General features: G+C 67.8%; 2 protein-coding genes. One reads left to right on the top strand and one right to left on the bottom strand.

From position 1 onward, the window contains the following. Positions 1 to 54: 54 nt before the first annotated feature. Positions 55 to 1,515, bottom strand: a complete 1,461-nt coding sequence (locus tag AB0B72_RS40085) for a radical SAM protein (RefSeq protein ID WP_367745035.1) — start codon at positions 1,513 to 1,515, stop codon at positions 55 to 57. Positions 1,516 to 1,932: 417 nt separating this feature from the next. Here AB0B72_RS40085 and AB0B72_RS40080 point away from each other — a divergent pair. Further along, on the top strand, positions 1,933 to 2,746 hold an 814-nt coding region (locus tag AB0B72_RS40080; RefSeq protein WP_367745033.1), incomplete at its 3' end, for a DeoR family transcriptional regulator.

The raw sequence follows: 2,746 nt of genomic DNA, 5'->3' as shown, positions 1-2,746 counted from the left end.
AGCAACGACCATCAGTAACAATCCGCAGCAACATCAACGCCAGGGGGTCAACTTTCAGACGACGATAGGGGGTCCGTTTTCAAGCGTCGTTGACACAGGTCGCTCGTCCGGAGGAACGGCCCGTGACCGGGGTGCCCCGCCGTCCGAACGGCGTGCGCCGAAACTGCTCAGAAGCGTCTCTAGTACGGGCAGAGCACGCGTCACCTGCCGCGCCCGGATGGCCACGTCCCACAGCGGCTCCAACTTTTTCCACCCGCCCGCATAGGTGAGGTGGCGCAGCCGGTCGCCCAGAAGCGGCTTGGTGGCCGCGCCGCACCAGATCGCGCTCCACCGATAGAAGTCCCGGTAGGCCCGCCAGTACCCGTCCTCGAGTTGCTGGGCGGTCACGCCCACCGGCCGGTACACGACGTGCCGCGTGTCGTACCGGTCCCAGTCCTGGTGCAGTATCCGGCCCTCGGCTGCCATCCGCTGGTACAGGGCGGTGCCCGGGTACGGAGTCATGATGTGGAAGGTGGCGGTCTCGATGCCCTGCTCGACGGCCCACGCGACGGTACGGTCGAACACGTCGGGCCGATCCCCGTCCATGCCGAACACGAAGCTGGCGTTCACCATCACGCCCAGGTCGTGCAGCCGCCGGACTACCGCGGCGTAGTCGCGCCCGATGTTCTGCCGCTTACGCTGCGCCGCGAGGTTGTCGCCGTTGATGGTTTCGAAGCCGACGAACAGGCTTCGCAGCCCCGCCGCGACCGCCTGCTCCAACAGTCCGGGGGCGAGCACCGAGTCGACCGTACCGGCGGCCTGCCAGAGCCGCCCCATGCCGGCCATTCCGGCGAAGAGGGCCTCGGCGAAGCGCCGGTTGCCCAGCAGGTGGTCGTCGAGGAAGTACAGGTGCCGCCCGGGCAGCCGATCGATCTCGGCCAGCGCGGTGTCCACGGTCTGGGTGTAGAAGGACCGGCCACCAGCGAAGAAGGCGTCCTTGTAGCAGAAGTCGCAGTGGTGCGGGCAGCCTCGCGAGACCACGATCGAGTTGGGCACGAGGTACCGGCGCCGGTCGATCAGATCCCGCCGTACCGGCGGAAGACCGGTCAGCGTCCGCCGGGTCGAGTGGTAGCGGGCCCGCGGATGTCCCCGGCGGAAGTCGGCGAGAAACTCGGGCCAGGTGTCCTCCCCCGGGCCGGTGATGATGGTGTCCGCGTGCCCGGCGGCCTCCTCAGGCAGGGACGTGACATGCAGCCCGCCCATCACCACGTACACGCCTCGCGTCCGGTACGCGTCGGCGAGTTCGTACGCTCGGCGTGCCGAGGTGATGTAGGGCTGGATCACCGCGAGGTCCGGACGGTCCTCGTCCAGGCGCAACCGCTGGACGTGCTCGTCCCAGATGCGCACCTCGTCGTCGTCGCGCAGGTAGCCGGCCAGGGTGGCGAGCCCCAGCGGCGGAAACAGCGAGTACTTGACCGGCCGGAACAGCGGGCTGGTCGCCTCGGTCAGTGCCGGCAGCACCATGGTGACACGCATGCCCCGGATGCTAGAGAGCAGATGTGGGCCTTCTGGTCGCATCGTGTGTCCACCCGGTGCGGATCTCGCACATGTATCAAGACGCCGGCAGGTGTATTTGATCTACGATGTAAAGGTGTGCATTTCTCAAGTCACCCCGGGGACTCTCGGTCACTGATCATCAGGATGGATGGCCCTTTAACGCGGTGTATACGTTCTTCGCTCATCTTCGATCAGTTTCGATCGGTACCATGTGCATTGGCGAGGAGGAACATGACGTAGGTTGCAGACGGCGTGCTGGCCGACCGACGCCCTCGCGTGTTAGCGGGTCATGGCCGTGCGGATGCTCGCCAGACGCCGGAAGACCCCTGAGCCGGTGGGCGTCAGAGCGCCGGATACGGCACCGAGCTCTTCGAGGTCAATGTGGAGGTTGCACGCATGACGGTGTCCGAGGCGCAGGGTCGACTGCCGGCCGAGCGCCGCGCGCGGCTGCTGGAACTGCTGCAACAGCAGAAGATCGCGCGGGTGCACGATCTGGCCTCCGACCTGGCGGTGTCCGCGATCACGATTCGCCGTGACATCGCCCTGCTGGCTGAGGAGGGACTGGTACGCAGGGTTCGCGGTGGTGCCGCTCTCGTACAGGACTTCTCCAAGGGGAGAGTGCCGACCGGTCCGCTGCTCGATCACGACCTGGCCCGGCGCGATGAGGTGGCACCTGCGACCGTCGGAATGGTGGTGCCGTCGCTGGACTACTACTGGCCTGATGTCATCCGCGGTGTACGCGAGGCCGCCGGAGCCGTCGGAGTGCGAGTGGTGCTGCGTGGAGCGACCTATCAGGCGGCGGACGAGCAGCGTCAGCTCACCTCACTGGTGGAGTCGGCAGGAGTCGACGGGCTGTTGGTGGCGCCGACGATCGGGAGCGACGAGGGCGACGCGCTGGTGCGGTGGCTGCAGTCGGCGGGCGTGCCGGTGGTGTTGATCGAGCGGACCGCGACGGTGGGACCCCTCCGGGAGGCGATGGAGTCGGTGGTGAGCGACCACGCGCTGGGTGCGGCGATGGCGGTGCGCCATCTGGCGGAGCTGGGACATCGCCGTGTTGGAGTGATCACCACGGTCGGCAGCCCCACGGCCCCGCATGTGCACGCCGGCTGGCGGTCGGCGTGCCAGGAACAGGGGCTGGTGATGGAGGGCACCCCGGAGGTGCAGACGGTGGACCGGCGGGACGCCGGCTGGGCTCGGGCACTGGACGAGG

The sequence above is a fragment of the Microbispora sp. NPDC049125 genome (assembly GCF_040802045.1).
Classification (GTDB): domain Bacteria; phylum Actinomycetota; class Actinomycetes; order Streptosporangiales; family Streptosporangiaceae; genus Microbispora.
Note: the sequence above shows the minus strand (reverse complement) of the source record. Positions and strands in the feature narration are given on the sequence as shown.

Bases quoted from the DNA above. Each gene is read 5' to 3' on its own strand.
- AB0B72_RS40085 (WP_367745035.1), bottom strand. From the start codon at position 1,515: ATGCGTGTCACCATGGTGCTGCCGGCACTGACCGAGGCGACCAGCCCG.